This window comes from Pseudoalteromonas sp. SWYJZ98 (assembly GCF_015864495.1).
In the GTDB taxonomy this organism is placed as follows: Bacteria; Pseudomonadota; Gammaproteobacteria; order Enterobacterales; family Alteromonadaceae; genus Pseudoalteromonas; species Pseudoalteromonas distincta.
Window position 1 is genome coordinate 1 of the sequence record NZ_JADYXA010000095.1, and the last position, 1211, is coordinate 1211.

Sequence of the window (1211 nt, forward strand, 5' to 3'; positions counted from 1 at the left end):
AGGGCGTGCATCTGTGAAAGTGTTATGGAAAGGATGGCTTAAGTTACAAGCCATCCTGGAAGGCTACGATTTAGCAAAATCTCTTGAGTCAGACTTGTGATCAAGAGACAGCTAATTAGTGGGTTGTGTTTATTTGGCTAAATTTTAATTATTTGATTTTAGAGAGTAGTGCAGGATTTATTACGAGATTGCGTACGCCGTGGGCATGATCTTCATCAAAGGCGTTACTTTCACACCATTTACCAACACTGTTTATATCAACCTTTGCTACTTTTGGTTTAACTGACCATGTTACTTGGAAAGGAGAGCCTGCCTCATTGTAACCAGGGCCAGTGGTAGAGCCGGTATAAATAACTGCTTCACCAGTATTAGTAAGTGCATTCGCTGCTTGGTAATAGCCATTAACCGATGACACGTTACTTATTTGAGCAAAATCAAGTGCGTTAGCATCGTTTACTAATACATATACTTGAGCTTCAACACGTAGTTGCGGATTTTTAATCGAATCACTCAAACAACTACCCAGTGTAGGGCCAGGTTTAACCATTGCACTGCTATGAACATTGTGAACTTCAATAGTGTCGCCGACTGAGAGTGCGCCGTGTTCGCTTGGACAAATTTCAATTTTTGCTGGTTTACTTTCACCTTTAGTTAAAGAGCCTGAATATAAGTAGCCACTATGAAAACCTTTTCCATTACCATTTCCTGCATATTTGCTAAATTCGCCACCGGCATGTTCAGCATTTTTATGAAAGTGTATATTACATAAGTTCATATTTGATGAAGTTGGGGCATGAGAGAAAACTGCCGTGTTTTCGCCTTTATAATTATCAATATTGCGTGGTGATTGTGGCCCAAAACCTTTATTAGCGGTGTTTTTAGCAAGCGCTGCACGCTGTATTTTTATTATGTCGTCATTTACTATTTCGTGGTTAGCTTTAGCTAGTGTATTAAAAGACAGGATGGTGATTACAGCAGAAATTACACTTATTTGTGTTTTGATTGTCATTGAGTCAGTGCCTTTAAATTATATTTTGCATAACAATTAAGTTAACAGATCTTGCTTTTTGTCAAATAATCCTAAAATAAATGTAACTATTCACCAAGACAAATTATTTTCTAAGGATCTTTTTTAGCTATTGACTGATCCTGCCAGTATGCCAAGCTAGAGCTATTACCCTATCGCTCTAGCTTTAATGAATTTAAACAGC

General features: G+C 37.7%; 1 protein-coding gene. It reads right to left on the bottom strand.

The genetic code is table 11. The annotated features are described in order from the left end of the window. Nucleotides 1–148: 148 nt before the first annotated feature. On the bottom strand, nt 149–1009 hold the full coding sequence (locus tag I6F10_RS19955; RefSeq protein ID WP_033013576.1) for a delta-class carbonic anhydrase: 861 nt from the start codon (nt 1007–1009) through the stop codon (nt 149–151). Nucleotides 1010–1211: the final 202 nt, after the last annotated feature.

What these genes read in the sequence shown, in the direction of transcription:
- I6F10_RS19955 (WP_033013576.1), bottom strand. Translation starts at nt 1,009, where the DNA reads ATGACAATCAAAACACAAATAAGTGTAATTTCTGCTGTAATCACCATC.